A 26,101-nucleotide genomic window follows, 5' to 3' on the forward strand; every position below is an offset into this window, starting at 1 on the left:
AGGCGTTCGGTTCCATGAGCGAGATCGCACGGCACATCGACGGGTTCGGCGACTACCTGCGGGACCAGGCGCGCTTTTCTCCGCACTCGGTCAAGGGCTATCTGACCGACGTGGAGGGTTTCCGCCTGTACCTGGAGGAGAACGGCCTGGACACCGGGGACGGTGGGGACGCCGCCCTGCGCGCGGTCAACAACCGCTGGGTCCGGGGCTACCTCAAGACCCTCTACGACACCCGCAAGAAGAGCACCATCGGACGCAAGCTCGCGGCCTTGAAGGGGTTTTTCCGCTATCTCCTGCGCGAGGGCGTGATCGACCGGGATCCGCTGGTGGGGTTCTCCAACCCCAAGCAGGAGGCGCCGCTGGTGACGTTCCTGTCCGTGGACGAGGCATTCCGGGTGTTGGGCTGCCTGCCCGACGAAGGGATCCTCCCGGCCCGTGACCGCGCCATCATGGAGGTGCTGTACTCCTCCGGCGTCCGGGTGAGCGAGCTGGTAGGGCTCGACTGGCGCGACGTGGACTTTTCCCTGGGCGTGCTCAAGGTCTTCGGCAAGGGGTCCAAGGAGCGCATCGTGCCGGTGGGCGAGGTGGCGCTGAAGGCGCTGCGCGACTACGCGGAACACCAGCGGGAGCGCTGGGAACGCAGCGCGCGCGGGGAGGAGCCGGTGTTCCTGAACAATCTCGGCGGCCGCATCACCACCCGCAGCGTCGCGCGCATCGTCGAGAAGTACCTGCGGCTCGCCGGCATCCCCGTGCGCATGGGCCCGCACGGCCTGCGCCACACCTTCGCCACACACCTCCTGAACGCGGGCGCCGACCTGCGCTCGATCCAGGAACTGCTGGGCCACGTGAGCCTCTCCACCACCCAGCGCTACACCCACGTCAACCTCGACCAGCTCACCGCCGTGTACGACCGCGCGCATCCCAGGGCGTGAACCTTGCCTGGTCGCACCCGTAGCCGCGCCCCCACCCTGTTTTGCGGCGCTGCCCGTACAAGGGCCTGCGAAGTCGGGGGATTCGTGCTAGACTGCCGTGTTCGGGCGCGTGCTGCGATTGTCGCGCCGGCAGACAGGGTCACGGAACCTCGCGAAAGTTCCCATCGACGACTTCGTTCGCGATAGTCTCCCATTAACGATGTTTCACGGAACCACCATTCTCGCCGTGCGTCACGGCGGCAAGATCGTAGTCGCGGGCGACGGACAGGTGAGCCTCGGCGACACGGCCTTGAAGCACACCGCGCGCAAGGTTCGGAAGCTCTACGGCGACCGGGTCATCGCCGGGTTCGCGGGCGCCACCGCGGACGCGTTCACCCTGTTCGAGAAATTCGAGGGCAAGCTCGAGCAGCACGGCGGGGTGTTCAAGCGCGCGGCGGTGGAGCTGGCCAAGGAGTGGCGCACGGACCGGATGCTGCGCCGGCTGGAAGCGCTGATGATCGTCGCCGACGTCGAGGCGTCGCTCCTGGTGTCGGGCAACGGCGACGTGGTGGAGCCCGATGACGGCGTCATCGCGGTCGGGTCCGGCGGGAACTACGCGCTGGCGGCGGCCCGCGCCCTGGTCGAGCACAGCTCGCTCGATGCCCGCGTCATCGCCGAGGAGGCGATGAAGGTGGCCGCGACGATCTGCGTCTATACCAACGGTAATCTGACCATCGAGGAACTGCCCTGACCTCGCGTGGGCGGCAAGGGCGGCCTTCCCAGCACGGATCCCATGAAAGACGAAAGCCGACAGTTTAGCGTGCGCGCGCCCGACGGAGAGGCGCTGACGCCGGTCATGACGCCGCGCGAGATCGTTTCGGAGCTCGACCGCTACATCGTCGGGCAGCGCGACGCCAAGCGCGCCGTGGCCGTGGCCGTGCGCAACCGTTGGCGGCGGCAACTGGTGCCGGCGGAGTTGCGCGACGAGATCGCCCCCAAGAACATCATCATGATCGGCCCCACGGGGGTGGGCAAGACGGAGATCTCCCGCAGGCTGGCCAAGTTGGCGCAGGCGCCGTTCATCAAGGTGGAGGCGTCGAAGTTCACCGAGGTGGGCTACGTCGGGCGCGACGTGGAATCCATCATCCGCGATCTCATGGACCTGTCCGTGAAGATGGTGCGGGAAGAGGAGCAGGAAAAGGTCCAGGTCAAGGCGCGGGACCTGGCGGAGGAGCGGGTCCTGGACCTGCTGCTGCCGGAGCCGCAGGCGCCGGACAGCGGGAGCGCCGGGGAAAGCGCCGAAGGCGCCGAAAGCCCGGTGGAGCGGCCCTCGCCCGCTACTCGCGAGAAGCTCCGGCGGATGCTCCGGGCCGGCAAGCTCGACGACCGCTCCGTCGACATCGAGCTGACCCAGAACATGACGCCGATGATCGAGGTGCTGACGCCGCAGGGCATGGAGGAGATGGAGTCCAACATCAAGGAGATGTTCTCCAACCTCCTTCCCAAACAGACCAAGCGCAAGACCGTGAAGATCCCCGAGGCCATGAAGCTGCTCACCCAGGAGGAAGCGGCCGGGCTCGTGGACATGGAGACGGTGGTGGGCGAGGCCACCCGCCGGGTGGAGCAGTCGGGCATCGTGTTCATCGACGAGATCGACAAGATCGCCGGCCGGGAAACCGTGCACGGCCCCGACGTCTCCCGGGAAGGGGTCCAGCGTGACCTGCTTCCCATGGTGGAGGGCTCGACGGTGAGCTCGAAGTACGGGCTGGTGCGCACCGACCACATCCTGTTCATCGCCTCCGGCGCGTTCCACAACTCCAAGCCGTCGGACCTGATCCCGGAGTTCCAGGGGCGGTTCCCGATCCGCGTGGAGCTCAGTTCCCTGGACAAGAACGACTTCGTGCGCATCCTGACCGAGCCCAAGAACGCGCTCATCCGGCAGTACGTGGCGCTCCTGGAGACCGAGAAGGTCCACCTGTGTTTCGGGGACGACGCCATCGAGGAGATCGCCCGCATCAGCGCCGAGGCCAACGAGAAGATGGAGAACATCGGCGCGCGCCGGCTGCACACCATCCTGGAGAAGCTGCTGGACGAGATCTCCTTCACGGCCCCGGAGATGCCGGGCCGTGAAGTGCGCATCGACGCCGCCTACGTCGGCGAGCGTCTCGAGGCCATTCTGAAGGACCAGGATCTGTCGCGGTACATTCTGTAGGCCCCACGGTATCGGAGTGGCGCAAGTGGAAGATTTCATCGGCAAGGCGGAAGTGCTGCTGGAAGCGCTCCCGTTCATCAAGCGTTTCTACGGCAAGACGTTCGTGGTCAAGTACGGCGGCGCGGCCATGGTGGACGAGACGCTCAAGCAGAGCTTCGCCCAGGACATCGTGCTGCTCAAGTACGTGGGCATCAACGTGGTGGTGGTGCACGGCGGCGGCCCCCAGATCAACGAGACCCTGAGGAAGATGGGCATCGAGAGCCGCTACGTGCGCGGCATGCGCGTCACCGACTCGGAAACCATCGACATCATCGAGATGGTGCTGGTGGGCAAGGTCAACAAGGAGATCGTCGCGCTCATCAACCAGCACGGCGGCGCCGCCGTGGGTCTCAGCGGCAAGGACGGGCAGCTCATCCTGGCGCGCAAGATGAACGTGACCGTGCCGGGCGACGGCGAGAGCACGGAGATCATCGACATCGGCATGGTGGGGGAGATCGTGCGGGTGGACCCCACGGTGATCCGCTCGCTGGAGGGCAACCGTTTCATCCCGGTGATCGCGCCGGTGGGCGTGGGCGAGATGGGAGAAACCTACAACATCAACGCCGACCTGGTGGCCGGCCGCGTGGCCGCGGCCCTGGGCGCCGAGAAGCTCATCCTCCTCACCGACGTCGAGGGCGTGCGCGACCGCGAGGGGAGCCTGATCAGCACCCTCACCATCGCGGAGTCCACGGACCTCATCCGGAAGGACGTGATTTCTTCCGGCATGATCCCCAAGGTCGAGTGCTGCGTGGACGCCCTCAACGGCGGCGTGGTCAAGACCCACATCATCGACGGCCGGGACCGCCACGCGGTGCTGTTGGAAATCTTCACGGAGCAGGGGGTCGGCACGGAGGTGATTCGGGACTAACCGCGCCACACGCGCGGCAAGACCAAGCTGAGGGTCGGACGCATCATGTCAAACCTGGATGTACAACAACTCACCGACGCGCACGTGATGAACACCTACGCGCGCTTCCCCATCGCGCTGGTGCGGGGCGAAGGCGTGCGGGTGTGGGACGCGGACGGCAAGGCCTACCTGGACTTCGTCGCCGGCATCGCCGTGAACAGCCTGGGACACTGCCACCACGCCGTCGCCAAGGCGGTGTCCGAGCAGGTGCGCTCCCTGATGCACGTCTCGAACCTGTACCACATCGAGCCCCAGGCACGGCTGGCCAAGGCGCTGTGCGAGCACTCCTTCGCCGACCGGGTGTTTTTCTGCAACAGCGGCGCCGAGGCCAACGAGGCCGCCCTCAAGCTGGCGCGGCGCTACGGCGCGGAGCAGGCCCAGGGCAGGAGCGAGGTCATCACCGCCCTCAACTCCTTTCACGGGCGCACCCTGGCCACGCTGACGGCCACCGGCCAGGAGAAGATCCGCCTGGGCTACGATCCGCTCCCCTCGGGCTTCCGCTACGTCCCGTTCAACGACCTGGACGCGGTCGAGGACGCGGTGGACGAACGCACGGCGGCGATCCTGGTGGAGCCCATCCAGGGTGAGGGCGGCGTGGTGGTGCCGGAAGTCTCCTACATGCGCGGGCTGCGGCAACTCTGTGACGACAAGGGGCTGCTGCTCATGTTCGACGAGGTGCAGGTGGGCATGGGGCGCACCGGCCGGCTCTTCGGCTACGAGCACTTCGGCGTCGAGCCCGACGTCATGACCCTGGCCAAGGCCTTGGGCGGCGGCCTGCCCCTGGGCGCCATGCTGGCGCGGGAACAGGTGGCCAAGAGCTTTCCGCCCGGCTCCCACGCCTCCACCTTCGGCGGCAACCCGGTGGTGTGCGCGGCCGGGCTGGCGGTGATGAAGACTATCCTGGAAGACGGACTGGTGGAGCACTGCGCGGCCATGGGCGACCTGTTGCGCAAGGGACTGGAGGCCTTGACGGAACGTTTCGGCTTCATCCGCGAGGTGCGCGGCAAGGGGCTGCTGCTGGGCGTGGAGATGGACCGCGAGTGCGGACCGATGGTCCAGGAATGCATGAAGGACGGCCTCCTGGTGGTGCTGGCGGGGCCCAACGTGCTGCGCATGGTGCCGCCGCTGACGGTGACGGAGGCGGACGTCGAGGAGGCGCTGGGTATCCTGGAACAAGTGCTGGAGCGGGTGTCGTGAAGCGCGACGTACGGACATTGCGGGACCTCACGGCGGCGGACATGAATCATGTCCTTGCGCTCGCCGCCACCCTCAAGCAGGAACGCAGGGAGGGGCGGTCGCGGCCGCTTCTGGCGGGCAAGAAGCTCGCCCTCCTGTTCCAGAAGCCCAGCCTGCGCACCCGCGCCACCTTCGACATCGGCATGACCGAGCTGGGCGGCAGCACGCTCTTCCTGGGGCCCGACGAGGTGCAGCTCGGCACCCGGGAGACGCCGGCCGACTGCGTGCGCGTGCTGGACCGCCTGGTGGACATCATCGCCGCGCGCACCTTCGCCCAGGAGATCGTGGAGGAATTGGCGGGCCACGGCTCCGTCCCGGTGATCAACGCGCTGTCCGACCTGTACCACCCGTGTCAGGTGCTGGCGGACCTCCTGACCCTGCGGGAAAGCCAGGGCGCCATCGAAGGGCGCCACGTGGTGTTCGTGGGCGACGGCAACAACGTGGCGCATTCCTGGCTCCTGGCGGCGGAGAAGCTGCCGTTCCGCTTCACCCTGGCGTGTCCCGAGGGGTTCGAGCCCGACCGGGAGATCCTGGAATCGGCGCTGGCCGCGGGAGCGGACGCCGCCGTCACCCACGATCCGGCCGCGGCCGTGGACGGCGCCGACGCCATCTACACCGACGTGTGGGCGAGCATGGGGCAGGAGGCGGAGGCCGGCGACCGGCGGAAGGCCTTCGGCGCGTTCCAGGTCAACGGCGATCTGGTGGCCCGGGCCAGCGACGACGTGGCGGTGATGCACTGCCTGCCGGCCCACCGCGGCCAGGAGATTACCGACGAGGTCATCGAAGGGCCGCACTCCGTGGTCTTCGACCAGGCGGAGAACCGCCTCCACGCGCAGAAGGCGCTGATGGTCTGGTGCCTCGCCGAGGCAACGTAAACTCAATCGACGGGGAGATTCATGAAACCGAAAAAGGTCGTGCTTGCCTACTCGGGCGGTCTGGACACGTCCGTGTGCCTGCGCTGGGTGAAGGAGACCTACGACTGCGAGGTCATCGCCTACTGCGCCGACGTGGGCCAGGAAGAGGATCTGGAAGAGGTGCGGCGCAAGGCGCTGGCCACCGGCGCCAGCGACGTGGTGGTGGACGACCTGCGCGAGGCGTTCGTGCGCGACTACGTGTTCCCCATGCTGCGGGGCAACGCCGTGTACGAGGGCGCCTACCTGCTGGGCACCTCCATCGCCCGCCCGCTGATCGCCAAGCGCCAGCTCGAGGTGGCGCTGGCGGCGAACGCCGAGGCGGTCTCCCACGGCGCCACCGGCAAGGGCAACGACCAGGTGCGCTTCGAGCTGACCTACTACGCCCTCAAACCCGACATCCAGGTCATCGCCCCGTGGCGCGAGTGGGACTTGAACTCGCGCACCGCGCTCATCGACTACGCCCGGCGCTACGACATCCCCGTGCCCGTGACCAAGGACAAGCCCTACAGCATGGACCGGAACCTGTTCCACATCAGCTACGAGGGCGGCGTGCTGGAGGACCCGTGGCAAGAGCCTCCGGCGGACATGTTCATGTGGACCGCGTCCCCCGAGGCCGCCCCCGACGAGCCCCGGACCATCGAGCTGGAGTTCGCCTCGGGTGATCCGGTGGCGCTGGACGGAAAGCGCCTGGGGCCGGCGGAGATGCTGGTGGCGCTCAACGGTCTGGGCGCGCGCCACGGCATCGGCCGGGTGGACATGGTGGAGAACCGCTACGCCGGCATGAAGTCCCGGGGCATCTACGAGACCCCCGGCGGCACCATCCTGCACGCGGCGCGCCGCGCCGTCGAGCACCTCACGCTGGACCGCGAGGTAATGCAGCTCCGGGATTCGCTCATCCCGCGCTACGCCCAGATGATCTACAACGGCTACTGGTTCGCGCCCGAGCGGCAGATCATCCAGCAGACCCTGGACGCCGTGCAGCAGCGGGTCACCGGCACGGTGCGCCTCAAGCTCTACAAGGGCTCGGCGTCGGTGGCGGGAAGGAAATCGCCGGTGTCGCTGTACGACCCGGTCACCGCCACGTTCGAGAAGGACGAGAGCTACAACCAGGCGGACGCCGACGGGTTCATCAAGCTGAACGCGCTGCGGCTCAAGATGGCCGGACGGGTGGCCGGCGCATAGGCCGCATGGCGAAGAAGAAGCAGCTCTGGGGAGGCCGATTCGCCGGCTCCACCGCCGATTCGGTGGTGGCCTTCACCGCGTCCGTGGACGTGGACCGGCGCCTCTACCGGCACGACATCGCCGGCAGCATCGCCCACGCCCGAATGCTCGGCAAGCAGGGCATCATCCCGGCGGGCGAGGCGCGCAAGATCGTCGCCGGACTGCGCGCCGTCCAGAAGGAGATCGAGGGGGGCACGTTCCCCTTCAGCATCGCCGACGAAGACATCCACATGAACATCGAGCGGCGGCTGACCGAGAAGATCGGCGGCGTGGGCGCGAAGCTCCACACCGCCCGGAGCCGCAACGACCAGGTCAATCTGGACATGCGGCTCTACCTGCGGGAGGCGCTCGACGGCATCCTGGCGAATCTGGAGGGGCTGCGGCAGGCGCTGGCGGGCGCCGCGCGGCGCAACGAGGACGTGCTGATGCCCGGCTACACGCATCTGCAGCGCGCCCAGCCGGTGCTGTTCGCGCACCACCTGCTGGCCTACGTGGAGATGTTCGAGCGCGACATGAGCCGCTACCGCCACTGCCGGGAACAGACCGACGTCATGCCCCTGGGCTCCGGCGCTCTGGCCGGCACGACCTTTCCCATCGACCGGGCCTACGTGGCCAAGCTCCTGGGCTTCCCGCGCGTGACGCAAAACAGCATCGACGCGGTGAGCGACCGGGACTTCGTGCTGGAGTTCCTGTCCGCCTCCGCCATCCTCTTCGTGCACCTGAGCCGCATGGCCGACGAGCTGATCCTGTGGTCCAGCGAGGAGTTCGGCTTCATCGAGTTGCCGGACGCCTACTGCACGGGCAGCTCCATGATGCCGCAGAAGAAGAACCCCGACGTGGCCGAGCTGATCCGCGGCAAGACCGGGCGGGTGTACGGCCACCTGAACGCGCTCCTGACCATCATGAAGGGGCTGCCGCTGGCGTACAATCGCGACCTCCAGGAGGACAAGGAGCCGCTGTTCGACACCGTCGACACGGTCACCGCGTGCCTGGCCATGGCGCGGGAGCTGTTCAATGGGCTGAAGGTCCGCGGCGAGCGCATGGCCGCGGCCGCGGAGCAGGGCTTCATGAACGCCACCGACCTGGCGGACTACCTCGTGGGCCGGGGCCTCAGCTTCCGTGCCGCCCACGACGTGGTCGGCCGGGTGGTGCGCCACTGCATCGAGGCCGGGTGCAAGCTGGAGGAACTGCCGCTCGATGAGCTCCAGGGTTATTGCCCCGACATCGGCGCGGACGTCTACAAGGTCCTGACGCTCCGCGCCGGCGTCGAGCGCCGACGGGCGCCCGGCGGCACCGCGTCCGTGAACGTGCGCCGCCAACTGAAGAAACTGGGGGTATGATGGGAGTCACCGCGGGAATCCAGGGGTCGCGGGGCGGGGTCGCCGGTCTTGTGTGCCTGCTGCTCCTGCTCGTCCTCGTCACCGGCTGCGGCCGCAAGGGGCCGCCGCGGGCGGCGGACCTCGTGGAGCCGCTGGCCATCAGTGACCTGACCCTCATGCTCGGGGACCGCAGCATCGGCCTGGGCTGGTCGCATCCGCGGACCGCTCGCGACGGCCGGCCGCTCACGGACCTCGTGGGGTTCGTGGTGTACCGCAAGAGCACGCCGGCGGATTGCCCGGACTGCAACGCCGCCTACGGCGAGCGGGCCGTGGTCAACGCGGAAGACGAGGGACGTTTCTCCAAGGAGTCTCAATACAAGTTCACGGACACGGAACTTGAAACCGGCCGGGTGTACCGGTATCGGGTCCGCGTCGTGTTGTCGGACGGCTCGCTCAGCAAGCCGTCCAACGAGGTCAGCATCGAATGGCAACGACGGTAGAACGCTTCACGCACAGGAACGACGAGATGTATTGCGAGGACGTCCCGGTCCGGGACGTCGTCGAAGCGGTGGGCACGCCGGTGTACGTGTACAGCCTGGCACGGTTGCGCGACGCCTTCCGCGCCTTCGACCAGGCCTTCGCCGGCACCCGCCACTTGGTGTGCTTCTCGGTCAAGGCCAACTCCAACCTCGCGGTGCTGCGCGCCTTCGTCAACGAGGGCTCGGGGTTCGACATCGTGTCCGGCGGCGAACTGTTCCGGGCGCTCAAGGCCGGCGCCGACCCGCGCAAGGTGGTTTTCTCGGGCGTGGGCAAGACCCGGGACGAGATGGAGTACGCGCTGCGTTCCGGCATCCTGATGTTCAACGTCGAGTCGGAGCAGGAACTGGAGGCGCTGAACGAGGTCGCCGGGAGCATGGGCGTGGTGGCGCCGGTGAGCTTCCGCATCAATCCCGACGTGGATCCGCAGACCCACCCCTATATCTCCACCGGCATGAAGAAGAGCAAGTTCGGCATCGCCATCGACCCCGCGGCCGCGGCCTATCGCCGCGCCATCGCGTTGCCCCACATCGAAGTCGTGGGCGTCGACTGCCACATCGGCTCGCAGCTCACCTCCACGTCGCCTTTCTCGGACGCCGCCGCGCGCGTGCGCGCGTTCGTCGAGGCGCTGCGGCGCGAGGGGGCCGATATCCGCTACGTGGACCTGGGCGGCGGCCTCGGCATCCGCTACGACGACGAGCAGCCGCCCGACCCGCGTGACTACGCCAAGGCGCTGACGGAGGGAATCGGGGACCAGGACGTGACCCTGGTGCTGGAGCCCGGCCGGTCGATGGTGGGCAACGCCGGCATCCTGGTGACCCGGGTGCTCTACCTCAAGCGCGCTGAGGCCAAGAACTTCGTGGTGGTGGACGGCGCCATGAACGACCTCATCCGTCCGTCCCTCTACGGTGCGTTCCAGGGGCTGTTGCCGGTGGTGCGGCGCGAGGCCGAGCTCATGACCGCCGACGTGGTCGGCCCCATCTGCGAGAGCGGCGACTTCTTCGCCCAGGACCGCCAGATCCAGACCCCGACGCCCGGGGACCTGCTGGCGGTGATGAGCGCCGGCGCCTACGGCTTCACCATGGCCTCCAACTACAACACGCGCCCACGCGCCGCCGAGGTGCTGGTGGACGGCAAGGACTTCGCCGTGGTCCGGGAACGCGAGACCCTGGAGGGCCTCGTGGCCGGCGAGAAGATCCCGGTGATGCTGTAGGCCCCCGGAGGAGCCATGACCGAAATCACGTTCACCAAGATGCACGGCTGCGGCAACGATTTCGTGGTGCTGGACTGCATGGAGCGGCCGCCCGCGGACCTGGCGGAGATCGCGAAGAACCTGTGCCACCGCCGCTTCGGCGTGGGCGCGGACCAGTTGCTCACCATCAGGCCGTCCGACTCGGCGGATTTCCGCATGGAGATCTACAACGCCGACGGCGGCGAGGTGGAGATGTGCGGCAACGGCATCCGCTGCTTCGCCAAGTACGTTTACGAGCACGGTCTGACGGAGAAGCGCGAGATCGAGGTGGACACCCTCGCGGGCGTCATCCGGCCGCGCCTCAAGGGAGACCGCGTGGAGGTGGACATGGGCCGCCCCGTGCTCGAGGGGCGGGACATCCCGGTGGACGCCGACGGCGGTATCGTCAACCGTCCGCTGGTGGTGGACGGCAAGGAGTACAGGGTCACCTGCGTGTCCATGGGCAATCCCCACTGCGTGCTCTACGTCGACGACGTGGAGCCGCTGGACCTGCCCCGCCTGGGACCGCTCTTCGAGCACCACGCCTTCTTTCCCAACCGCGTCAACACGGAGTTCGTCCAGGTGCTGGCGCACGACGAGGTGCGCATGCGCGTGTGGGAGCGCGGCGCCGGCGAGACCTGGGCCTGCGGCACCGGCGCCAGCGCCGTGGGCGTAGCCGGCGCCTTGACCGGCAAGACCGGGAAGAAGATCACGGTGCACCTGATCGGCGGCGACCTGGAGATCCACTGGGCCGACGACGACCGGGTGTACATGACGGGGCCGGCGCGGGAAGTGTTCCAAGGGAGCATCCGCGTGTGACCGCGCGCTAAAGAAGTGGCGCCAACGCCCCGAATGGTCATTCTCGCGAAAGCCCACCACCGCCCCTGGATTCCCGCTTCCCAGGTGGTGTCAAAACGTCGTCCGGACAAGAATTGGCGCCAACCCCCCGAGTCGTCATTCCCGCGGAAGCGGGAATCCAGGGGTGGCGAGGCGGGGAAACGCCTCGGTAGTGCCCCGCCACCGCCCCTGGATTCCCGCTTCCGCGGGAATGACGTTCCGTAGGGTCCGTGCATCACGGGTTTTGACACAGCCTGGAAAGCGGGAATGACGCTTGGAGGCTTTGAGCAAAGCAACAGAGGGAGTAACCACATGTTCACCGGATCAATGACGGCCATGGTCACGCCGTTCAAGGACGGCGGTGTGGACTACGCCGCGCTGGAGGCGCTGGTGGAGTTCCAGATCGAGCAGGGCACCCATGCGCTGGTGCCGTGCGGCTCCACCGGAGAGTCCGCCACGCTCGACCACGACGAGCACCACGCGGTGATCGACGCGGTGGTGCGCGCGGCGCGGCAGCGCGTCCCGGTCATCGCCGGCACCGGCTCCAACTCCACCCGCGAGGCCATGGAACTCACCCGGGCCGCAGAGAAATCAGGGGCCGACGGCGCGCTGCTGATCTCGCCCTACTACAACAAGCCCACCCAGGAAGGGATCTACCATCACTACCGCGCCGTGGCCGAGCACGTCGGCATCCCGCTCATCGTCTACAACATCCCCGGCCGCACGGCCTCCAGGATGGAGCCCGAGACCCTGGCGCGGCTGGCGGAGATCGGCAACGTCGTGGGCGTGAAGGAAGCCACCGGCTCGGTGGACCAGGCCATCGACGTCATCCGGCTGTGTGGCGACTCCCTGGCGGTCTATTCGGGCGAGGATTCGCTCGTCTACTCGCTCATGACCCTGGGCGGCAAGGGCGTCATCACCACCACCGGCAACGTGGCCCCCCGAGCCATGGCCGACCTCACGGAAGCCTGCCTGCGGGAGGACTGGGCCGCCGGCCGCCGGATCCAGTTCGAGTTGATGCCCTTGATCCGGTGCCTCTTCAGCGAGACCAATCCCATCCCGGTGAAGGCCGCGTTGGCCGCCATGGGCAAGTGCGGACCGGGGATGCGCCTGCCGCTGACGCCCATGACCGAGCCGAACCTGAAGCGGCTGAAGGGCGCCATGACGGACTACGGGCTGATTCAGGCATGACCCGCTTGTTGCCGCGCGCACAGGCCGTCAATGAGTAGCCCCTCGGTCCGGGTGACATCATGAAAGATTCCTTGGGCCTTATCGTGTGCGGCGTGGGCGGGCGGATGGGCGGCACCATCGCGCGCCTGATCCAGGAGACTCCGGGCGTCGTCCTGGCCGAAGCCACCGACCGGGCCGGCAGCCCGCGTATCGGTCAGGACTCGGGGGAGGTGGCGGGCGCGGGGCAACTGGGCGTTGCGGTCACCGACCGCATCGACGCCGCGGCCGAGGGACGGCGGGTCATCGTGGACTTCACGACGCCGGAGGCGTCCCTGACCCACATGAAGGCCGCCGCCAAAGCCGGCATTCCCATCGTCATCGGCACCACCGGATTCCAGGCACGGCATCTGCGCCAGATCCGCACGCTGGGGGCCAAGACCCCGACCGTCCTGGCCCCCAACATGAGCCTTGGGGTGAACCTGCTGCTGGGCCTGGTGGGCCAGGTGGCTCGGAGCCTGGGCGACACCTACGACGTAGAGATCGTAGAGGCGCACCACCGGTTCAAGAAGGACGCCCCGAGCGGCACCGCGCTCGCCCTCGCCCGGTCAGCGGCCGAAGCACTGGGGCGCAAGCTGGAACGGGTAGGGGTGCCGGGCCGCAACGGGGTGTCCGAGCGCAAGACGAGCGACATCGGCCTCATCTCCGTCCGCGCCGGGGACATCGCCGGCGAGCACACGGTGCTGTTCGGCGGGATCGGAGAACGCATCGAGCTGGTCCACCGCGCCCATAGCCGGGAGGCCTTCGCCCGCGGTGCTATTCGCGCGGCCCAGTGGCTCGCGGACAAGGACGCCGGCCTTTACACCATGCAGGACGTCCTCGGGCTGGCGGACGGTTCTTCAGGCCCTATGGCGTCATCTCGGTGACCGGGCTCCCTTCATCAGGCTCGATCGTCGCGGGCGTAAGCGCATCGAAGATGCCAACAAAGCGCCCGAACGAGCCATCGGTTTCGGCGAATTGAACCTCGGTCGAGCCGACTACGCGGCGCGGGTTGCCGTCGACATCCGACACGTTCGAGAACTGGCCGCGCCACGTCCCGGCGAATGCCGCGATCGTACGTTCAGGGTGGGTGACGGTGATGTCGGTATCCTCGAACGCGCCCTTGGCGTCAAAGGACGCCGCGAAGTGCAGGTCGTAGTCGGCCGGCAGCGCGGTGACATCGGGACTCCGCGAGGACACGATCGGAAAGAGGTGGCGGCCGGGTGTGGTCTCGATCTCATCGAGACACCCAAGGCACCCCGTGATTTCCTTTTCGTCGAAGTTGGCGGTCAGCGAGATAGGGCCCTGGAATTCAGTGTACTCGGACTCATCGGCCAACTCGCCCCATGCGCGGCCATAGTAGTACTGGTACAGGCCGCCGGCACCGCCGACAAAGGTGGCCGTGCCGGTCAAGGGAACGTCGGGCGGTGCAGCGGGGTCTAGTTCCGGGCCATCGATAAAGACCCCCATTGCGGCGGTTCCGACACGCTGATAGGATACGCCGGGCGGATAAACGAGCCACCATCCGGCCGCGAGGTAGTCGGTGGGGTCGGCGTCGTTCCACGAGACGACGGCGTAGAGCATGATCTTGCCGTCGTAGTGGTTTTCCGAGAGCAACCATTCACGGCTGGTATGTCCGGGTTGCGAAGGTTGTGGGAGTAGAAGCCCCCACTCGGCCTCATAGTTTCGGACGGTATCGAGCGTCCGGGTACGGCCGTCGTGGTAGCGTACGTCGACGCTGAGGACGTTGTCGACGAAGGTCGTCCGCGCGCCAAACGGTTGCGCGGCGGGCTCGAGCGGCGGGATTGGCGGCGGAGGCGGGTCCGGAGCCGGGCCGGAACCGCCGCCGACGGAACAGCCCGCTGTCAGAGAAGCCAGGAACAGAGCCATCAGTAGTGTCGTTAGTCTCATGGCGATTTCCATTACCGGATGGTACCGCTTGACGTCAAGGACCGGGAACCGAGGCGGAACTCGCATCCTTCTTCCCTCCCTCGGTTGACATCCGGAATCCCATATATTAATCAGGTTTCCTATTCTCAGTGGCTTCAGAATCTTCAAAATCCGACTCTGAGTCGGCGGAAGCGGAAGTTGAACGGCTTGCGGAGCGCATTGGCCGGTTGATTCGGTCCGTCGAGCCGGATAAGCGGGAGGATCTGAAGGAACTCGCCTTTTCGCTGGTGCGCGAGGAGTTGATCCGAGGCGAGGAACCACGGAAGGAAGCGAGCGGGGCCACACCGGCGCCGATGAATCCCCTGGGCGCCGGCGTGTTGTTTTTTATGTTGGGCGCCGGCCTTTCCTTCGTGTTCGGTCCGGTGGGCTTGGCGTTGATGGTCGGCGGCCTTTTCTTCATCGCCTGGGGGGCCGCTATAAGCTGGTTCAAGAAGAAGTAGGGACGCGATGGCTACGAGCGAGAAACGGGAAATAAAGCGAGGCATCTGGAGCCGCCGGGACTTCTTCGGCCGCCTTGGCTGGCTGGGGTTCGGGGCGTTCTCCCTGGTCTCCCTCTTCGGTTTCATGCGGTCGGCGTTTCCGCGGGTGCTCTTCAAGCCGCCGTCGACGTTCAAGGCCGGCTTTCCGACCGACTATGCCATCGGTGAGGTGAGCGAGAAGTTCAAGAAGGACTTCCGTGTGTGGATCGTGCGCGAGGAGGTGGGCTTCTACGCGATCTCCTCCATTTGCACCCATCTTGGGTGCACGCCGCGCTGGCTCTCCGCCGAGAGCAAGTTCAAGTGCCCCTGTCACGGCAGCGGCTTTTTCAAGTCGGGCCTGAACTTCGAGGGCCCGGCGCCGCGGCCGCTGGACCGCTTCGAGATCGCCGTGGCGGAGGACGGACAGCTCGTGGTGGACAAGTCCAGGACGTTTCGCATGGGGCCGAGTGGGGAACCGGATGAGCAGCATCCCAACAGCATTCTCAAGGTCTGAGACGGATCATGATCAATCTGGAACAGCTCAAGAAGGACATCGTCGAGAGTCACGTCTGGAAGTCGATCTTCCGGCACGGTTACGAGGACACGCCGCGGAACCGCGTGCTCATGGTGACGGGCAACGTGTGGATGCACCTGCATCCCGCCAAGGTGCGCAAGCACGCCGTGCGCATGCGCTTCACCTGGTGCATGGGGGGGCTGACCTTCCTCATGTTTCTGCTCACGGTGGTGACCGGCATCTACCTGATGTTCTACTACCGGCCGGTGCCGCAGTACGCCTACGCGGACATGAAGTACCTGGAGTTCGACATGCCCTTCGGCATGCTCATGCGCAACATGCACCGCTGGGCGGCCCACGCCATGGTCATCTTCGTGTGGCTGCACATGTTCCGGGTCTTTCTCACCGGTTCGTACAAGCCGCCGCGGGAATTCAACTGGATCGTCGGCGTGCTGCTGCTGGTGCTGACCCTGCTGCTGAGTTTCACCGGCTACCTGCTGCCGTGGGACCAGCTCGCCATCTGGGCCGTCACCGTGGGCTCCAACATGGCCCGGGCCACGCCCCTGCTGGGGCATGAGGGACCCTTCGCCGAGTTCGTCGGCGCCAACCCGATCTACGACGCGCGGGCGTTCTTGTTCGGCGGCGGCGATATCGGCCCGCACACGCTTTTGCGGTTCTATATCCTTCATTGCATCTTCATCCCGCTGGTGGCCAGCCTGCTCATGGCCGTGCACTTCTGGCGCATCCGCCGGGACGGCTTCTCCGGCCCTCCGCTCTAGGTTCGTCGGCGCACGGGTTTCATCGCTAAGGGAAAGGGTGCCATCGTATGGCTGAGGCCGAGGAAAGAAGCCGGACGATCGTCATCGACGACAAGATTCACACGTGGCCGCATCTGGTGCGGGGCGAGTTTCTGGTGACCATCTTCGTGTTGGTGGCCATGACGCTGTGGTCTCTGCTGGTGGACGCACCGCTGGAAGAGCCCGCCAACCCGGCGCGGACGCCCAACCCCTCCAAGGCACCGTGGTATTTCCTCGGTTTGCAGGAGATGCTGGTGTACTTCGATCCCTGGTACGCCGGGGTGGTGCTGCCGACCTTCATCATCATCGGCCTCATGGTGATCCCGTTCATCGACATCAACGCCAAGGGCAACGGCTACTACACCTTCAAGGAACGGAAGTGGGAGATCCTGACCTTCGTCATCGGCTTCCACATCCTCTGGGTGGTCACGATCATCATCGGGACGTTCTTCCGCGGGCCGGGGTGGAACCTGTTCTGGCCGTGGCAGCGGTGGGACCCCCACAAGGTGGTGGCCCTCACCAACGTGGATCTGCCCTACCTGGTGGGCCTGCGGGACTACTGGGTGCAGGCGGGTTTCGGCCTGTTCCTGGTGCTGTTCTACTTCGTGTTCTCGACGTGGCTGTTCTACAAGTGGGTGGTCTGGATCAAGGGCAAGGAGTTCATGATCCGCTGGGGCGTGGTCCGCTTCGCGATCACGTCCTTTCTGTTCATCACCATGATCGGGCTTCCAGTGAAGATGTTCCTGCGGCTGGTGTTCAACATCAAGTACATCATGGTTACCCCCTGGCTTAATATCTGATGTTCTATGTAGCAAAGCTTGTTCAGGCCCTCGGCCTTGCCGCCGTGGGTTTCACGTTGTTCGTGGGCATCTTCCAGGGCATAGCCATGGCCGAAGAGATCATCATGACCCTCATCGGCGTGACGGTGTTCTGGCTGGGGCGCGTGTTGGAGAGCAAGGCGGCTTGAAGTCGAGATGCGGATAAGTGCTGTAAGGGAGCATGAATGGCGGTTCGCGGCGTAGATCCGAATGAGGAAAAGAAGTCCTACGGGACGGTCTTTTTCGTAGGCTCCATCCTGTTGGTGGTGGTGTCCCTGTGGGCGATTTTCGACGACAACATCACCAGACGGGTGTGGAAGATACACCAGGCGGAGTTCATCAGCACGGACTACGAGCGCGCCGCGGCCGCGCTGGTCAAGGAGCAGGAGCGCCTGAACGCGGAACCGAAGTACGCCGAGTTGGTGAAGCAACGCGCCGCCGAGGTGGAGAGCCTCGAGAGCGGCGAGAAGGGCGCGCGCCTCGCGGAGCTCCTGGAGCTTCGGCAGCGGGTCGAAGTCGAGTACTTTGACGCGGACCAGGAGGTCAAGTTCGTCAAGAGCGAGCTGGACGAGGCTTGGTACGAGTTCGACCATGCGGTCCAGTTGGGGCAGGACGCGGGCCCGTACCGCAGGCACATCCAGGACCTGCAAGCCCAGCAACGCGCGCTGGAACCGGCGCTGGAAGCCGCGCGCAAGAAGCGCACCGATGTGAGGGCGGAGATCCGGGAGGTCCAGGGCGGCGTCAAGAAGATCGACGAGCAGCTCTACGAGCTGGAGGGCGACAAGCGGAAGTGGCAGCGGCAGATGGACAACGCCATCGTCACAGTAGGCCCGGAGGGCTTCCCGCAGTTCACTCTCTACAAGGTCCCCAGCATCCAGCAGGTGGTGCTCAAGGACTTCGACCGAAACAACTTCGACCAACACGTGGACCGGGTGGACCGGTGCCAATCGTGCCATATCGGTATCAACCGCGCCGGCTTCGACGACCTGCCGCAACCCCTTACGACCCATCCGAAACGCACGGTGTTCTTGGGCGATACCGCGCATCCGCCGCGTGTGTTCGGTTGCACCGCGTGTCATGACGGACAGGGCGAGGCGGTCAACAGCACGGCCCAGGCCCACGGCAACGTGAAGTTCTGGGAGCACCCGCTGCACGAGGACCACGACGTGGAGGCCAGTTGCGTCACCTGCCATATCAACGTCGCGGGTCTCGAGGGCGCCGAGGTGGTGGCGCGGGGGCAGCAGATCTTCGAGCAGGTGGGCTGCACCGGCTGTCATCTGGTGGAAGGGTACGCCGACATCCCCAAGGTCGGGCCGAGCCTGCGCAAGGTCCAGGCCAAGCTGGATCCCGGGTGGATGGTGGATTGGATCGAGAATCCGCGCGAGTTCAGGCCTTATACCCGGATGCCGCACTTCTATTTCAAGGAAGACGAGGCGCTGGCGGCGGCGGCGTACCTGTGGTCGGTTTCCGGGAAGGAATCCGACGCCTGGCTCAAGGACAATGCCGCGCCGGAGGGTTACCAACCGGGTGACGCGGCCATGGTGGAGAAGGGTCGGGAGCTGGCCCGCTCGGTGGGGTGCCTGGGCTGCCACGGTTTCGCCGAGGATGAGTTCACCACCCGGGTCGGGGGCAAGGACTTGGTGCCGAACCTGAAGGACATCGCCGCCAAGGCCAACCCCCGGTGGACCTACAACTGGCTGCTGGACCCCAAGAGCTACAACCCCGAAACGCGCATGCCGAGCCTGCGGCTCTCCGCGGACGAGGCGCTGGCGTTGACCACGTACCTCATGACGCTGGGCGAGAAGCCCGAGCCGGACGCCGCGGTGGTGGCCCGCCTCGAGGATCCCGCCAACGTCGCCAAGGGCGAGAAGCTGGTGCGGAAATACGGCTGCGCCGGCTGCCACGACATTCCGGGGATGGAGAATGAGTCCCGCATCGGCGTCGAGCTGACGACCTTCGGTTCCAAGCCGTTGGAGGAGCTCTTCTTCGGCAACGACACGAGCATCAAGCACTCCTGGAAGGACTGGACCTACAACAAGATACTCAGCCCGCGCGTATACGCCACCGAGCGGGTCGAGCAGTTGATGCCCCACTTCGACCTGCCCGAGGAGGACATCGAGGCGGTGAGGGTGCTGCTGCGCGGCTTCATCGAGCGCAAGGTACCCGAGTCCTTCAAGGCCGATCACGCCGAACGGGCACAACAGATTCTCGCCGGCCGCCGCAAGGTGCAGGAGTACAACTGTATCGGTTGTCACGAGATTGACGGAATGGGCGGCTACGTCCGCAAGTACTACGAGCAGAACCCCACCTTGGCGCCGCCGCCGCTCAACGGCGAGGGCGAGAAGGTCCAGGCCAACTGGCTGTTCGGCTTCCTGCAGAACCCGGAAGATCCGATCCGGCCCTGGCTCAAGGTCCGCATGCCCACCTTCGGCTTCGACGGTCCCCATGCGGATACCTTCGTGAACTACTTCGCCGGCCTTTCCGAGGTCGAGATTCCCTATGTTCACGTTGACGAGGCACAGGTGCCCGCGGGCTATCTGGAGGCCGGCCAAACGTTGTTCTCCGACGACTACTTCGAATGCGGAAGCTGCCACGTGCAGGGCGACAAGACGCCCGAAGGTCCGGTGGAAGACTGGGCGCCGGACCTGAACCTCGCCCGCCAGCGGCTGAATCCGGACTGGATCGAGAAGTGGATCCTCGACCCGCAGACGCTCCAGCCCGGAACCAAGATGCCGTCCTTCTACCCCGGAGGGCCCGAGGACATCCTGGGCGGGGACGAGAACAAGCAGATCGAGGCACTGACCGACTACATCATGACGCTGGGCCTTCAGCCGGCCACCGCGGCCAAGGCCGACGCGGCGCCGTCGGCGGAGTCGTCGGAGCAGCCGGCTGTTGAGGGCCAGAGCAATCAGGGTTAAGTTGATAGAGTAAGAGAAGGGTTATGACCGTGGAAGGAGACAACAAAATGGATCGCAGGTTCTCATTGCTCGTCGCGCTGGTGTTTGCCATGACCGCGGCGCTGGCATTCGGTGCCGTTCAGTCGGCCGTGGCCGCCGGCGGAACCATTTCCGGCGCCGTCGCGTTCAAGGGCGACGTTCCCAAACCCAAGAAGCTGAAGATCACCAAGGACAAGAAGGCCTGCGACAAGAGGCCCAAGTTCGAATCGTCCTTGGTAGTGAAGGACGGCAAGATCGCTAACGTGGTCGTCTACATCGCCGAGGTCAAGGGCGGCAAGGCGCTGGAGAAGAAGGCGGTGACCCTGGACCAGAACGGTTGCGAGTATCAACCCCATGTCCTGGCGGTTGCGGCGGGCGCCGACGTCACCATCCTCAACCCGGACAAGGTGCTCCACAACATCCATACCTACAGCAAGGTCAACAAGTCCATGAACCGGGCGCAGCCCAAGTTCAAGAAGAAGCTCAAGGTAAAGTTCGACAAGCCGGAGATCATGGAAGTCAAGTGTGACGTCCACGGCTGGATGGCCGGCTGGATCTTCGTCGCCGGCAACCCCTACTACAGTGTGACGAGTGACGACGGCGCCTTCAGCCTCACCGACGTCCCGGCCGGCAAGTACCAGGTCCAGATCTGGCACGAAAAGCTCGGCACCCAGACCAAGGAAGTGGAGGTCAAGGACGGCGGCACCGTCAATCTCAGCGTCGAGTTCTCCGGCTGACCGGAAGCCGACAGGTCGCGCCAGACGTAACGCGCGGCCGATAGAATTGGAAACGCCATGCCGGCCCGCCGCCGGCATGGCGTTTTTTGTGCGACGCCCCATCACGCCATTCCCGCGGACAGGCTGTGTCAAAACCCGCGAGGCAGGGACCCTAGGGATCGTCATTCCCGCGAAAGCTTGCCCTCGACCCCGATCGGGGGCGGGAATCCACGGGTGGTAGGGTGGGAGGGCCAGGACCGCTGCTACCAGTCCAGGTGTTCCTGGATGGAGTGGGCGACCCACTGGCCGATGAAGTCCATCCGGGCGATCTGTGCGATCCTGTGCTCGATCCTGGTTACGGCCGCTTCATCGAGCAACGCGGGCCACAGCGAGCATGCCTCGGCGAGGCTGATGAGCATGACGTCCCGCGGGTCCGGCAACTCGTCGCTGAGTAGTACCGCGGCAATCCTCTGCCTTACGTCCCGGACGGGTTTCCCGTCGTCGGTCACGTCACGGAGGCCCAGGAACCAGAGCCGGCCGCCGCGTTGGCGCAGCAAGATCCGGCGTTGTACCAACCGATCCGTCAGCAGCGGGTGCAACGTGGAGTAGTCCTGGGCAACCAGCTCGACCCAGTCGTGGATGGAACGGGCCTCCTTGTCCGCCACGATACGCGCCAGCACGTGGGCGGAGGCAGGCTCCGGGCTCGGCGTCGGGTCTAGGACGAAGAGGTGGTGCTTGTCCGTGTCAATACGATTCTCGAGCGCCAGATCCATCAACACCGCGCCACTGATGGCCTTGCGGCGGTAGCGACTGCGCAGCCGCACGTTGTTCCACCCGGAATCGTAGTCCAGCATGAGGAGTACCATCTCTTCGGCGATGGTGATCAATGGATCCTCCCGTCACGGGCCGGTCCGCTGCCGGCCATGAAAGTGTGACTACATCCCCACCCGGCCCTTGAAGAAGTTCCAGGCACGCTCCATGTCCGGCGGCGGCAAGGCCTCCCGCTGGCGCGAGCCGGCCGCTTCCCCGGGCAGATAATGCGGCGTGCCTATCTGCATGGCGCCGTAGAGCACCTGCGCCGCTTCCTCCAGGTAGATGGCCATCATCACCGCCTCGGGAATGGTGCGGCCCACGGTCACCTGCCCGTTGCCCCGCAGGAGCACGGCGGCGGCATCGCCCAGAGCCGCCGCCGCTCCCTCGCCGAGGCCTTGCGTCGAGATCAGGTCGATGGGCTCGAAGACCGGCACGCCGCCGCTGAAGAAGCTGCCGTGGTTGTGCACCGCCTCCAGGGGTGTGTCCGTCACCGAGAAGATGTTGGCGGTGCGCGCGTGGATCCGTGTGATGGCGTTCACGTCCGGCCGCGCGTTGAAGATGGCGGTGTGGAGCGCGGCCTCGAAGGGCGGCGAAACCGGCGCCTCCAACACCTGCCCCTGGAGGTTCAGCACGACCAACTGGTTCGTTTCCACCAACTCCAGGCTCACCCGCGGCGTGATCACGAACAGGTCCGAGTCCGGAATGCGCGCGCTCACGTGCCCGAAACCCTGCACCAGTCCCTCCCGGCTCAGGATCCTGGCGGCCGCGATGACGTCTCTGTTGAGCTGCTCGACTCCGTCCGACATTTGCGTCCCTTTCAATTCACCGAGCGTTGCAGAATCACCTACTTATACATGCGATGGATCGCAGGGGGCAAATCAGGCGCCGCGCTCCGCGGCGGAGCGCAGCTCCAACGATCTCGACGGGGGAAGTGGCGATGAACGCGTCAGGCGCGTATTTCGCGCCGCTGCTCGGCGATGCGGAAGCACAGCTTCTTGCTGGGCTTCATCGACGGCAGGGCGTTGAATCGGAACTTGAAGCTCGCCGGGGATACTTCGATGGTGAAGTGGTGAGCGACCATCAGCACGTTGGCCGCCAGTTGCAGCTCCAGCCACCGGGACCCGAGGCACGTGTGCGTGCCCAGCCCGAACGGGGCGTACCCAGGACCGTGATGCTCGTTGCGTGGAGGCAGATAGCGATCGATGTCGAACGTGAAGGGGTCGGGGAAGACGTCCTTCATGTAGTGCGTCGCGGTCTGGGCAATGAAGATCTGTGTCCCCACCGGCAGTTCGTAGTCCTCCACCACGCATGTGTTCATGACGTTTCGAATGGACATCGGCACGATCGGGTACATGCGCAGGCATTCCATGAGGAAGCGGTGAGTCACGTCGATAGTGGATGGGTTGAAGTCCTCGCCGGCCGGATCCCCGTTATCGAACAAGGCATCGGCTTCACTCCGGATCCTGGCATAGAGCTCGGGCCGTGAAGCCATGGCGTAGATCGTGAAGCTGAACGCATCGCCAAGATACACGCTGGCGATCAACGCCGCTGAAAGCGCGAAACGCAGGTTCGACTCCGGGCAGAACTGAGGATCGCTCGCGTGCAGGCTGAGCAGGTCGTCGGCAAGATCCCGGGCGGCATCAACCCGCTGGGCGGATGTATGGACGCTCTGGACCCGCTTCAGTAACTCGTCGATGGCTTTCCCCCGGCGTCTCATTCCTGGCGTATACAGCATGAACTTGGGCAGGGCCTTCAACATGTGCGTGTTGAGCGCGCGTTCCTTGTACGCCATTACATCGTCGAGGATGTCCTGCGAATCGACGCCCACGAAGAGTGGTGAGAGTTGCGCGTTGATCATTCGCCGGCACAGGCTCGTCGCGGGGAAGGCGTCCCCAACTGCCCAGTTCGCCATGAAATTTCGCGCCTGATGGTAGAGCTGGTCCAGTTGTCCTTCCAGTCGTCCGCGGGAATAGGCTGGCGACAGGGACTTGCGAAGCCGGAAGTGGTCGGCGCCGTCCAGGGAAGGTAACACTCCGTTTGCGCCATAGATCTTCTCGAAGTCGGAAAAGTAGTCCTTGGCTCTCAGGTACATGCGCCCGCGCTTCTGAGTCCAGTGATTCGTCTCGGGCCCTGCGAGGAAGATCATGGGTTTCTTGAACGGCGGGTGGAGCTTGAAGACCGGGCCGTACTCGTTTGCAAGGTCCGCAAAGAGCGCGGGAATGTTGCCCTTGCGAACATGCGGATTGAGCAGCACTTTACGCAAAGGGACGGCCGGGATCTTCTTGGTCAGGGCGGAACGGCGAAGCAACGGGCCGGCAAGGTTGTGGGCCACCGCCTCGGCGATGGAACGGCCGATCAATTCCAGCTGGCAGACGACGTTGATACGCTTTTCCGACTCGTCATCGAGCTGGAATATGAAACGCATGACGTCGCACGTGTTGAGGAGGGCGACGATGATGATGTCTCTCGGGGTGGGAATCTCGTTGTGGAAGATCACCTTCGTGATGCGCGATGTGACGAACTCAACCGCCGTGCCTTCTCCGTTTCCAGCGGTCGGGTCGGTCTGACCGAAGGTTCGAGACAACGTCCAGAAGTCGCCCTCGTGGTGCTCCAGGATTTTCATGGCGACAAGACGGTCCAGCGTCTGGTCAACGATCGAGTCCGCGTGAGGTGCGAACCTTTCGATCCAGTACCGCGCGTTCCGTCGAACCGGTTCTTCGGCGATCTCCTTGAGGATCGGGTCGAGGGCGGGGTCGCCCACTTCGGTCCGGTCCAGGAGGATCAAGGACTCCATGTCGGTATCGATGCGGGATACGAGCGACAGCTCAGCGAGCACCGCGCCGATGACGGCGCAGTTCAGGTTCCAGCCGGGTACTTGGTGAAAGTAGCCGGACTCGCTGTTGAGGAGCATCAGCAGCAGTTCTTCGGGCAGACTGAGTTGCCGGGTCGCCATGCCGGCTGCCGAGTGGGCCATCGTCACCCCTCCTGACGCGAATGTTGCTTATCAAACTTGTTATCAATCTAGCACAGCGGTCGCGACAGTGGTACAAATTCACTCAGATGAGAACGGAGGCCACGAATGCCCGTTTGCCTTCCCCGTTTCCCGAGGGTTGGTACTTCGTAGCAACGCGCCAGGCCGTGCTGAAGGCCGCGCTTGTGCAAAAGACGTGGATGGGCGAGAACGTCGTCGTCTGGGGTGACGAGGACGGGCGCATTTGCGTTGCCGAATCGGTTTGCCCGCACCTGGGCTCGGACCTCGGGCCTGGCGCGGGAGGGTGCGTACGCGACGGCCGGCTCGTCTGTCCCTTCCACGGCTACGAATACGATGCAACTGGTCAGTGCGTCGCCACTCCCTCTGCCCCTCCACCCAGGACCGCGAAGTTGCGGGTCTTCGAGACCCGGGACATTCTCGGCCTTATTTTTGCCTGGTGGGGGGTCGGGGGGCGCGAGCCGCAATGGAGCCTGCCCGCGGAGCCGCCGGACCAGACCGGCTGGACCGGCTTCCAGATCAAGACCCTCCGCTTTCCCGGCCATCCCCAGGAGACGTCGGAGAACTCGGTGGATTTCGAGCACCTGCGCTGCGTCCACGGCTACGAAGACGTGAATCCCGCCCAGGAGCTGTCCGTGGAGGGTCCCCATCTCGAGAGTCGTTTCGACTTCAAGACGAAGCGCACCGTCGCCAGGGTCGCGACCCTCACCTTCGACACCTCGGTCACCACCCATGTCTTCGGGCTTGGCTACTCATTCGCGGAAATCCGCGAGCACTCCATCGGCCTCGATGCGCGCCTGTGGGTGCTCGCAACGCCGGTGGACGGCACCCTCATCGACATGTCGTTGGTCTCGCAGGTGCGGGAGATACGCAAACCGGCGCGGAAGATCGCAGGCCTGGGGTTCCTCCCGGTGGGATGGCGCGCTCCCATCATGAACCGGTTCATTGTGTCCCAGCAACGGCATGACGTCCTGCAGGACGTGGTGATCTGGAGCCGCAAGCAATATCGATCGCGCCCGCGCCTCTCCCGCTCCGACGGCAAGATCATGCCCTTCAGGCGCTACTGCGCCCAGTTCTATCCCGACCCGCGCGACGCGCGACTCGCCGGTGAACTCAACCCCGAGACCGACGAAGTTGGGCTAAGGCCCGCGCGTGGAAGCCTGTCCGAGAAACCAGGAATTTGAGGTAGGGGAGGGCAGACCGTCATGCAATTCGGCAAACTGTCCAACGCGCTCAAGGGGGCGTACCACGGATCGAACGTGAGCCGTCGCGTGCAACACTTCGACGGCTGGATCGACCGGGCGACGCCGGAGGCCGCGAGGGGGTACGACCATACCGAAACGGTGAAGGACTACTACGACCTCTGCAGCGAGTTCATGGTGTGGGGTTGGAGCGAATCCCTGCACTTTGCGCCGCTGACACCGCAGGAGAGCCTGGAGGACTCCATTGTCCGGCATCAGCGGTTGATGATCGCCAAGCTGGAGTTGCGAGAGAGCATGACCGTGGTCGACGTCGGTTGCGGGATCGGCGGCCCGATGCG

General features: G+C 65.5%; 26 protein-coding genes. 22 read left to right on the forward strand and 4 right to left on the reverse strand.

Going from position 1 to position 26,101, the window contains the following annotated elements; translation table 11 throughout:
* Nucleotides 1–14: 14 nt before the first annotated feature.
* The 13 genes from OXF11_02205 (at nt 15) to dapB (ending at nt 13,457) form a co-directional block, all read left to right on the forward strand.
* Entirely contained in the window at nt 15–932 is a 918-nt protein-coding gene (locus tag OXF11_02205) for a tyrosine recombinase XerC (GenBank protein ID MCY4485910.1), read from the forward strand.
* Between the two features lie 199 nt (nt 933–1,131).
* Nucleotides 1,132–1,662, forward strand: coding sequence for an ATP-dependent protease subunit HslV (gene hslV, locus OXF11_02210; GenBank protein MCY4485911.1), 531 nt, complete (start codon nt 1,132–1,134; stop codon nt 1,660–1,662).
* Nucleotides 1,663–1,767: 105 nt separating this feature from the next.
* Nucleotides 1,768–3,123 carry an ATP-dependent protease ATPase subunit HslU gene (hslU, locus tag OXF11_02215; GenBank protein ID MCY4485912.1) on the forward strand — a complete coding sequence of 452 codons (1,356 nt, stop codon included), beginning with the start codon at nt 1,768–1,770 and terminating at the stop codon, nt 3,121–3,123.
* A 25-nt stretch (nt 3,124–3,148) separates the two neighbouring features.
* Nucleotides 3,149–4,030, forward strand: coding sequence for an acetylglutamate kinase (gene argB, locus OXF11_02220; protein ID MCY4485913.1), 882 nt, complete (start codon nt 3,149–3,151; stop codon nt 4,028–4,030).
* A gap of 45 nt (nt 4,031–4,075) precedes the next feature.
* Nucleotides 4,076–5,266 (forward strand): acetylornithine transaminase, encoded by a 1,191-nt coding sequence (locus tag OXF11_02225; protein ID MCY4485914.1) that lies wholly within the window; start codon nt 4,076–4,078, stop codon nt 5,264–5,266.
* Nucleotides 5,263–6,180, forward strand: coding sequence for an ornithine carbamoyltransferase (gene argF / locus OXF11_02230; GenBank protein MCY4485915.1), 918 nt, complete (start codon nt 5,263–5,265; stop codon nt 6,178–6,180). Before OXF11_02225 ends, argF begins: the two co-directional genes overlap by 4 nt.
* Before the next feature lie 21 nt (nt 6,181–6,201).
* Nucleotides 6,202–7,401, forward strand: a complete 1,200-nt coding sequence (locus tag OXF11_02235) for an argininosuccinate synthase (GenBank protein MCY4485916.1) — start codon at nt 6,202–6,204, stop codon at nt 7,399–7,401.
* A 5-nt stretch (nt 7,402–7,406) separates the two neighbouring features.
* The gene (gene argH / locus OXF11_02240; GenBank protein ID MCY4485917.1) at nt 7,407–8,780 is read left to right on the forward strand and encodes an argininosuccinate lyase; all 1,374 of its coding nucleotides are present in this window, start codon (nt 7,407–7,409) and stop codon (nt 8,778–8,780) included.
* Nucleotides 8,777–9,259, forward strand: a complete 483-nt coding sequence (locus OXF11_02245) for a hypothetical protein (protein MCY4485918.1) — start codon at nt 8,777–8,779, stop codon at nt 9,257–9,259. Before argH ends, OXF11_02245 begins: the two co-directional genes overlap by 4 nt.
* A complete protein-coding gene (gene lysA, locus OXF11_02250) occupies nt 9,244–10,509 on the forward strand; it encodes a diaminopimelate decarboxylase (protein ID MCY4485919.1) in 1,266 nt (421 codons plus the stop codon). The genes OXF11_02245 and lysA overlap by 16 nt, the downstream gene beginning before the upstream one ends.
* A gap of 24 nt (nt 10,510–10,533) precedes the next feature.
* Nucleotides 10,534–11,346, forward strand: a complete 813-nt coding sequence (dapF, locus tag OXF11_02255) for a diaminopimelate epimerase (protein ID MCY4485920.1) — start codon at nt 10,534–10,536, stop codon at nt 11,344–11,346.
* 330 nt (nt 11,347–11,676) lie between these two features.
* The gene (dapA, locus tag OXF11_02260) at nt 11,677–12,555 is read left to right on the forward strand and encodes a 4-hydroxy-tetrahydrodipicolinate synthase (protein MCY4485921.1); all 879 of its coding nucleotides are present in this window, start codon (nt 11,677–11,679) and stop codon (nt 12,553–12,555) included.
* A 59-nt stretch (nt 12,556–12,614) separates the two neighbouring features.
* Nucleotides 12,615–13,457, forward strand: coding sequence for a 4-hydroxy-tetrahydrodipicolinate reductase (dapB, locus tag OXF11_02265; protein MCY4485922.1), 843 nt, complete (start codon nt 12,615–12,617; stop codon nt 13,455–13,457).
* Here dapB and OXF11_02270 read toward each other — a convergent pair.
* Nucleotides 13,438–14,460 carry a hypothetical protein gene (locus OXF11_02270; GenBank protein ID MCY4485923.1) on the reverse strand — a complete coding sequence of 341 codons (1,023 nt, stop codon included), beginning with the start codon at nt 14,458–14,460 and terminating at the stop codon, nt 13,438–13,440. The genes dapB and OXF11_02270 overlap by 20 nt on opposite strands.
* 149 nt (nt 14,461–14,609) lie before the next feature.
* Here OXF11_02270 and OXF11_02275 point away from each other — a divergent pair, with 149 nt between their 5' ends.
* Genes OXF11_02275 through OXF11_02305 form a run of 7 tightly spaced genes read left to right on the forward strand, consistent with a single transcriptional unit; the run spans nt 14,610 to nt 20,780 of the window.
* Nucleotides 14,610–14,960, forward strand: a complete 351-nt coding sequence (locus tag OXF11_02275; protein ID MCY4485924.1) for a hypothetical protein — start codon at nt 14,610–14,612, stop codon at nt 14,958–14,960.
* Nucleotides 14,961–14,967: 7 nt separating this feature from the next.
* On the forward strand, nt 14,968–15,492 hold the full coding sequence (locus OXF11_02280; protein MCY4485925.1) for a ubiquinol-cytochrome c reductase iron-sulfur subunit: 525 nt from the start codon (nt 14,968–14,970) through the stop codon (nt 15,490–15,492).
* Between the two features lie 8 nt (nt 15,493–15,500).
* Complete coding sequence (locus tag OXF11_02285; protein ID MCY4485926.1) at nt 15,501–16,271, forward strand: cytochrome b N-terminal domain-containing protein; 771 nt, start codon at nt 15,501–15,503, stop codon at nt 16,269–16,271.
* 47 nt (nt 16,272–16,318) lie between these two features.
* A complete protein-coding gene (locus OXF11_02290) occupies nt 16,319–17,089 on the forward strand; it encodes a cytochrome C (protein MCY4485927.1) in 771 nt (256 codons plus the stop codon).
* The gene (locus OXF11_02295) at nt 17,089–17,256 is read left to right on the forward strand and encodes a hypothetical protein (GenBank protein MCY4485928.1); all 168 of its coding nucleotides are present in this window, start codon (nt 17,089–17,091) and stop codon (nt 17,254–17,256) included. The genes OXF11_02290 and OXF11_02295 overlap by 1 nt, the downstream gene beginning before the upstream one ends.
* A gap of 36 nt (nt 17,257–17,292) precedes the next feature.
* On the forward strand, nt 17,293–20,025 hold the full coding sequence (locus OXF11_02300) for a c-type cytochrome (GenBank protein MCY4485929.1): 2,733 nt from the start codon (nt 17,293–17,295) through the stop codon (nt 20,023–20,025).
* Between the two features lie 47 nt (nt 20,026–20,072).
* Complete coding sequence (locus OXF11_02305; protein ID MCY4485930.1) at nt 20,073–20,780, forward strand: carboxypeptidase regulatory-like domain-containing protein; 708 nt, start codon at nt 20,073–20,075, stop codon at nt 20,778–20,780.
* A 242-nt stretch (nt 20,781–21,022) separates the two neighbouring features.
* Here OXF11_02305 and OXF11_02310 read toward each other — a convergent pair whose 3' ends face one another.
* The 3 genes from OXF11_02310 to OXF11_02320 form a co-directional block, all read right to left on the reverse strand.
* Nucleotides 21,023–21,646, reverse strand: a complete 624-nt coding sequence (locus tag OXF11_02310; protein ID MCY4485931.1) for a GPP34 family phosphoprotein — start codon at nt 21,644–21,646, stop codon at nt 21,023–21,025.
* 48 nt (nt 21,647–21,694) lie between these two features.
* Nucleotides 21,695–22,378, reverse strand: a complete 684-nt coding sequence (locus OXF11_02315) for a class II aldolase/adducin family protein (protein MCY4485932.1) — start codon at nt 22,376–22,378, stop codon at nt 21,695–21,697.
* Between the two features lie 140 nt (nt 22,379–22,518).
* Nucleotides 22,519–24,546 (reverse strand): cytochrome P450, encoded by a 2,028-nt coding sequence (locus OXF11_02320; GenBank protein MCY4485933.1) that lies wholly within the window; start codon nt 24,544–24,546, stop codon nt 22,519–22,521.
* Between the two features lie 86 nt (nt 24,547–24,632).
* On the opposite strand from OXF11_02320, the gene OXF11_02325 reads away from it, so the two are divergent.
* Complete coding sequence (locus OXF11_02325; GenBank protein MCY4485934.1) at nt 24,633–25,745, forward strand: Rieske 2Fe-2S domain-containing protein; 1,113 nt, start codon at nt 24,633–24,635, stop codon at nt 25,743–25,745.
* A gap of 21 nt (nt 25,746–25,766) precedes the next feature.
* A partial coding sequence (locus tag OXF11_02330; GenBank protein ID MCY4485935.1) for a class I SAM-dependent methyltransferase occupies nt 25,767–26,101 on the forward strand: 335 nt, incomplete at its 3' end.

The sequence above is a fragment of the Deltaproteobacteria bacterium genome, assembly GCA_026712905.1.
In the GTDB taxonomy this organism is placed as follows: Bacteria; Desulfobacterota; Binatia; order UBA9968; family JAJDTQ01; genus JAJDTQ01.

Coding starts and splice junctions, on each gene's coding strand:
- OXF11_02295 (MCY4485928.1), top strand. CDS start 17,089: ATGTTCTATGTAGCAAAGCTTGTTCAGGCCCTCGGCCTTGCCGCCGTG.
- OXF11_02315 (MCY4485932.1), bottom strand. CDS start 22,378: ATGTCGGACGGAGTCGAGCAGCTCAACAGAGACGTCATCGCGGCCGCC.
- OXF11_02235 (MCY4485916.1), top strand. CDS start 6,202: ATGAAACCGAAAAAGGTCGTGCTTGCCTACTCGGGCGGTCTGGACACG.
- hslV (MCY4485911.1), top strand. CDS start 1,132: ATGTTTCACGGAACCACCATTCTCGCCGTGCGTCACGGCGGCAAGATC.
- hslU (MCY4485912.1), top strand. CDS start 1,768: ATGACGCCGCGCGAGATCGTTTCGGAGCTCGACCGCTACATCGTCGGG.
- OXF11_02285 (MCY4485926.1), top strand. CDS start 15,501: ATGATCAATCTGGAACAGCTCAAGAAGGACATCGTCGAGAGTCACGTC.
- OXF11_02280 (MCY4485925.1), top strand. CDS start 14,968: ATGGCTACGAGCGAGAAACGGGAAATAAAGCGAGGCATCTGGAGCCGC.
- OXF11_02320 (MCY4485933.1), bottom strand. CDS start 24,546: ATGGCCCACTCGGCAGCCGGCATGGCGACCCGGCAACTCAGTCTGCCC.
- OXF11_02290 (MCY4485927.1), top strand. CDS start 16,319: ATGGCTGAGGCCGAGGAAAGAAGCCGGACGATCGTCATCGACGACAAG.
- OXF11_02205 (MCY4485910.1), top strand. CDS start 15: ATGAGCGAGATCGCACGGCACATCGACGGGTTCGGCGACTACCTGCGG.
- dapB (MCY4485922.1), top strand. CDS start 12,615: ATGAAAGATTCCTTGGGCCTTATCGTGTGCGGCGTGGGCGGGCGGATG.
- argH (MCY4485917.1), top strand. CDS start 7,407: ATGGCGAAGAAGAAGCAGCTCTGGGGAGGCCGATTCGCCGGCTCCACC.
- OXF11_02300 (MCY4485929.1), top strand. CDS start 17,293: ATGGCGGTTCGCGGCGTAGATCCGAATGAGGAAAAGAAGTCCTACGGG.
- OXF11_02245 (MCY4485918.1), top strand. CDS start 8,777: ATGATGGGAGTCACCGCGGGAATCCAGGGGTCGCGGGGCGGGGTCGCC.
- dapA (MCY4485921.1), top strand. CDS start 11,677: ATGTTCACCGGATCAATGACGGCCATGGTCACGCCGTTCAAGGACGGC.
- OXF11_02325 (MCY4485934.1), top strand. CDS start 24,633: ATGAGAACGGAGGCCACGAATGCCCGTTTGCCTTCCCCGTTTCCCGAG.
- OXF11_02305 (MCY4485930.1), top strand. CDS start 20,073: ATGGATCGCAGGTTCTCATTGCTCGTCGCGCTGGTGTTTGCCATGACC.
- lysA (MCY4485919.1), top strand. CDS start 9,244: ATGGCAACGACGGTAGAACGCTTCACGCACAGGAACGACGAGATGTAT.
- OXF11_02225 (MCY4485914.1), top strand. CDS start 4,076: ATGTCAAACCTGGATGTACAACAACTCACCGACGCGCACGTGATGAAC.
- OXF11_02270 (MCY4485923.1), bottom strand. CDS start 14,460: ATGGCTCTGTTCCTGGCTTCTCTGACAGCGGGCTGTTCCGTCGGCGGC.